This window comes from Paenibacillus whitsoniae, from assembly GCF_003955665.1.
Lineage (GTDB): Bacteria > Bacillota > Bacilli > Paenibacillales > NBRC-103111 > Paenibacillus_E > Paenibacillus_E whitsoniae.
Window position 1 is genome coordinate 1 of sequence record NZ_RXHU01000053.1, and the last position, 5,078, is coordinate 5,078.

The 5,078-nt window shown below is 41.0% G+C and carries 5 protein-coding genes and 1 pseudogene; 1 reads left to right on the forward strand and 5 read right to left on the reverse strand.

The genetic code is table 11. From position 1 onward, the window contains the following. Window positions 1–144: 144 nt before the first annotated feature. Complete coding sequence (locus EJQ19_RS17545) at window positions 145–555, reverse strand: hypothetical protein (RefSeq protein WP_126142543.1); 411 nt, start codon at window positions 553–555, stop codon at window positions 145–147. A gap of 125 nt (window positions 556–680) precedes the next feature. Here EJQ19_RS17545 and EJQ19_RS17550 point away from each other — a divergent pair, with 125 nt between their 5' ends. Continuing rightward, window positions 681–1,157, forward strand: coding sequence for a hypothetical protein (locus tag EJQ19_RS17550; protein ID WP_126142544.1), 477 nt, complete (start codon window positions 681–683; stop codon window positions 1,155–1,157). Between the two features lie 56 nt (window positions 1,158–1,213). Here the strand turns inward: EJQ19_RS17550 and EJQ19_RS17555 are convergent. The 4 genes and pseudogenes from EJQ19_RS17555 to EJQ19_RS17565 all read right to left on the reverse strand — a co-directional run. Continuing rightward, window positions 1,214–1,675 (reverse strand): annotated as a pseudogene (locus tag EJQ19_RS17555) (IS110 family transposase); the annotation flags it as partial. A gap of 206 nt (window positions 1,676–1,881) precedes the next feature. Continuing rightward, window positions 1,882–2,352, reverse strand: coding sequence for a transposase (locus EJQ19_RS32585; protein ID WP_241242959.1), 471 nt, complete (start codon window positions 2,350–2,352; stop codon window positions 1,882–1,884). Further along, entirely contained in the window at window positions 2,331–3,095 is a 765-nt protein-coding gene (locus tag EJQ19_RS32590) for an IS110 family transposase (RefSeq protein ID WP_241242960.1), read from the reverse strand. The genes EJQ19_RS32585 and EJQ19_RS32590 overlap by 22 nt, the downstream gene beginning before the upstream one ends. A gap of 139 nt (window positions 3,096–3,234) precedes the next feature. Then, on the reverse strand, window positions 3,235–4,425 hold the full coding sequence (locus tag EJQ19_RS17565; RefSeq protein ID WP_126142546.1) for a cellulase-like family protein: 1,191 nt from the start codon (window positions 4,423–4,425) through the stop codon (window positions 3,235–3,237). Window positions 4,426–5,078 lie beyond the last annotated feature (653 nt).

Below are 5,078 nucleotides of genomic sequence, written 5' to 3' on the forward strand. Positions count from 1 at the left end.
TTGACCGCCTCGTTCATATTAGATCAATGACATGTTGTTTTCGATACATGTTTTCTAATAAAACATTTAAGATTCGATATTAAGATATAAATAAATTTCTCCATTATTTTTCTTAACGACATTGATTGAACCTAAATCTAGATCTCAAAGATCATGACCCCAGATACCGTATTTGCCGTTTGTTTCATTCCTGTTTTTAAGATTACCTCTCTCCATCATTGGAATTGTTTTAATGCTGGACGTATCTTCTTCTTCTTGATAAATGGTATGATATATTTTACTTATCTGATTTATTAAATCTGATCTTAATAGTAGTCTGGAATTATTTATTTCAAATACTTTGGTTTTTTTTAATGGGTAATCTATGATTATATAAATGTTTTTATAATTTAAAACTACTTCGTCCTTTTTCCTCAATAGTACCAGTTCATCTTCTGATGATTCTATACTGATCCAGGTGATTAGTCCATTAGGGAAAGCCATCAGAATCATGCTCTTTATTCGGAATCGCAGAAAAATTCCTGTGATGAATAAAACTAAAAAAATGACACCCAAAAGATAAGCCCCCTCAAGGCAGTTCAATTAAAAATGATTTATTTTATAAAAAGCACATTCGGACCTTGTCTTCTCAACATATGATGACAAGAATAGGGACACCACTAAAAGGATGTGCGAGCAGCATGAATACTTATCAACGCCCCACAAAAAAGCACGGTCGCGTGAATGTAGGTCAGAAAGGACGATTGGCATCGTCACCCACGATCACCGCTCAAGCAACGGCTAGCCTAGGATCACCAGTATGCGTAATACTCAAGGACGGTTCTGTCTATTATGGCGTTCTGAAAGAAGTGCAGGTTAGTCAAGTTATTCTTCAAGGATTTAAAGGCGACAAGAAGATTCCACGGAATAATGTTAGGTCTAAAGCTCATATATCAAGTTTTCGTGGTTTAGGTAACATGCTCGGGCTTCTTGGTGGCGGAGGACTTGGAGGATTGTTTGGAGGGGCCTCTACAGGTGGATTACTGGGTGGTGGTCAAGGTGCTGCCAAAAATGCAGGCGGGTCAGGCGGTTTGTTTAGCAACATAGGCAGCTTTATGAAACTTGGAATGGGTGCAATTTCATTTATCATGCCGCTAATGAAAGGTTTTTCGATTTAATTATTTATATTTGGATTTTTTTATATATCGTGGATTAGCGAAATCTGCCCGTTACTTCGGAGTGCTTGGTATTTACCAGTTGGGAACCGCAAGGGGGAGTAATAACCATTCTTCACCATATCGGCTATATCCAGTGCATCTTTCAGATCACTTTTGGTGGGTGAATTATCACGATTCTCCTTGTTACTTTTAACGTGATAAGGATTAACGGTCACTACTTCAAAACGTTGTTCTAAAAGCCACCAGGCGAGGTTAAGCCAGTAATGACCTGTTGGCTCCATACCGACAATAACACTGGTCTTGTTATGTTGTATTTGTAACGATTTAACCCAACTTAATAGCTTTTGATAACCCACTTTGTCATTTTTAAACAAGCAGGGCCTGCCTAGCTCGATACCACGGTAAGTTACAGCTCGAGCGACTTGTGTCTCTTTGGCAATGTCGATACCGACAACAATGTGATTACTAGTGATACGTTCTATCCGTTGATTTTGAGCATTCTGTTGTTTAAATTTCATAGCAGTATGTCCTCCTAGATAGTGAATTTTAGGGAAATTAACCCTGTGCATAATTCCATCTTACGAGGGGGCTCCATTTCTTTCAAAGCGAAAAATTAACGCTCTACAGGAATGCTTCGTTACACCTATCCAAGGTGTGGAGACCGATAGCGTTTAGCGGATGGGTCTGTGCCCTTTTGAAGAAAGAACTCGGTCCTCCGTGCTTTCTATGTTTGAAGTCCTGCGAATGAATCAAATTTAAATATCGACTTCTGCTTACTCATATGTTTAATTTGCACATTATTCTCGTGTAATTGCTTAAATACAGGGTTTGTTCCTACTAATGTTAAGGTGGCTAGATACAAATATTTTCGGAGTGTCGAATCTCCTCTTTTAGAGAGTATGATCTGGCTTTTACGCTTTCCAGACATGCTCTCTGATAAATTTAAACCGGCCTTCCGTAGCAACTGACGACCGTGAGCGTACTGCTTCAAATCACCCGCGCTAGCCAGAATAGCTGCAATATATATTGTGCCCAAACCTTTGACGGAGCGAAGTTGGCTAGCAATTGGAATCTCACTAAGTAAAGCCGCGATTTCTTGTTCTATTTCGTTCAATATGCCATCAATACGCTCGTACTCTTCTAGTAAGCGATGCAGATCCTGTTTGGCCTCATTTAGTGCAACAGACTCTCCCACGCTCTGAACCGCCTTAGAGAGTAGTTCGGCTGCCTTTTGAATCCCGTTGAGCCGCCAGCTCGTTTCATATATTTTCGCCAACCTGTAATAACATCTGACGTAGATTGACCTTTTAGATCCAACGGAGACGGGAACTCTTTGAGTGTAGCTATGGAGCGTGGACAGGTCCAATCTTTTAAACACAGAAGCATACTCAGGGAAACGTATATCCAGCCATCGTATGATTCGATTCTGCATCCGACACTATTGGTAACCCAGAATTCTCGATCATTCATCTGGGTCCGTAACCTCTGAAAATGAGTTGCTTGCCGAATGTACTTATAATAATATTCACGGCTAACAACATCCGCAATAACAAGAGCATCTTTCGGGTCACTCTTGGAAGGACAATTATCTCTATTCTCCTTGTTTCGCTTCGTCGTTGCAGGATTCACTAAAACGACATTTAAGCCTTTTTCAACAAGCCAGTTAGCCAAACTGTACCAGTAGTGTCCCGTAGGCTCCATACCAATTATGATGTTCTTTAGTCGGTGTTTTTGTTGCAAGCCTCCCATCCAACGATGTAATTTCTCAAATCCCTGGATCGTATTCTTGAATGAAAGATGCTGGTTTGTAAGGACAATCCCTCGATAATTTGTTGCTTCTACTTGAGTTTCCTTTGCCATATCAATCCCCACAACAAAATGTGAAGTAGTAATTCTTTCAATACGTTGATTTTGTCCGTCTGATTGCTTAAACTTCATAATAAGAGCGCCTCCTTGATGGTGTTGGGTTTCTACCCGTCGACAAACCCATCATACCGAGGCGCTCCTTTTTTGACAAAGCCCATTTCTTAGGCTATACAGGAATGTTTAGCGTAATGTAAAGTTGCTCTGTCTCGCGTTAATACGAATTCTGGAGAAACAGGTTGGTGGTCCTATGCCATTCCTCGTCTTTCCATAAACGGTATTGCGGTTCCGCATAGTTGGAAAGGCTAGTCCCTGCAAACGGAAGCTTAGCAATTAACTTTGCCGCATCTGCGTTATACCTTTTATACCAGTCCCAGCTAACATCAGGATGATCTGGGAAATAACATGGACCAAAGGATTCTGTAATTATCGGGCATAATTCTTTGCCAGAAGCAAGGGTCAAATGCTTCAACGCATTTTCATGATAAGCACGCACGCCTTCCAGCATTTTTCCATAATTCTTTTGACAAGCTGTATCCCAAACTTCCGAATAGCTTTTCAAGTCATATGTGTGTAATTGTAGGAAATTGGAGAAGCGGGAGGCTCCCTTTCCAGTCTGTTCGAAGGCTTCCACGTCGCTATCGTCCATAACCACAGACGGCATATAATGAACATCAACTACGTCGTAAATATCCGTTAATCTGTTGGCATACGGCTCTGCCCCTAATGATGAGTAGCACAATGGGATACCGTCTCGGCGGATTTCTTCCTTGATCGCTTCTCCCATCCAATGGTTGACACGCTGATATGCCTTATCCAATTCCGCATTTTTTTCAAGAATAACCTCGCCTTCAGTTCTAATTCGCTGCTCCAAATCCATAATGGATCTAACTTTTCCACAGCAATAATGAGGTACTTCGTTCATAGGGGCGACCCATACTGTCCGTTCCAATATTCCTTCTTCCCTCATCAAACGTAGAGCCTGTACCCAAGTTTCGGAATAACTCACAAATGTTTTCTCTTCATCCTGCGGTTCGATAATATTGTAGTGTCCGATCATGCTCGCTTTGTCCCATGCATCCAAACCTAACCAGATCCCATTTTTACGGCATAATTCCGCAAGTGTTGAAAGCCGTTCTAGCACGTTGCAGGAAAAGTCGACCATCGTTTGTCCCCATTGAGGCAGTTCCGTCCTCGAATCCCAGTTCTTCTTAAAATTCACAGATTCCTCAAGGATAAGATTTGGAAAGCAATCTACCCGTAAAGTGTTATATCCGCGAATCTTGGCTTCTTCGACACATCTAGCCAAATCCTCGTAGGCACCGCCAGGGTGGTTCGCCTTGAGCCAGGAATAGTCCCACATAGAAATCGTAAGTGGAACTTCTTTATTGATGTACGGAATCATGAGTTCTTCCTCCAATTTGTAAGTCTGTCTTATATTTTTGCGCTCCAATTTTGCATTAGCATTGGATGATCATGATCTTAATTTTACGGTTCTAAACACATTCCAACAATGGCTGGTATTATCATTATTGTATCTGTGATTGATATCTCATTTAACATATCCATTGAATATTTTGTAAAAAATGGATTTATTTCCTTTCAAAAAGACAAAGATATGGTTGCTTCACTGCTACGTTAATCTCCGTCTATGGAGAAACGCTTTGCTCTCAAATACTCTCGTTTTCTCAGCTTTTGACCTTTAAATACTTTTTAGCAGATAACATTCAATGGTATGAAGTTGTAGAGGAAGAAATTTATGGATATGCCGAGGGACAAAAGACTCTCTACATAAACCACCTGTTGTAAAAAACGGATGGTATGGTAATGTATGGTTGCACCTTTGGATCTCCACATAAGCTCATGGTGGTCAACCCTCCCACATCTCGCAGAGTCTACGCTCCCACATTCCTTCATTCAACCTGTCCATGAGGTGGAGGCCAGATATGCTGCCCGACAGGATCCTTCGTCCGTATGTTAACGTTATTCCGACTCATCCGTGCTTCTTGTTATCTTGCTCTGCCTAGGTCATCATCACAAAAAACGATCATTAAGCTG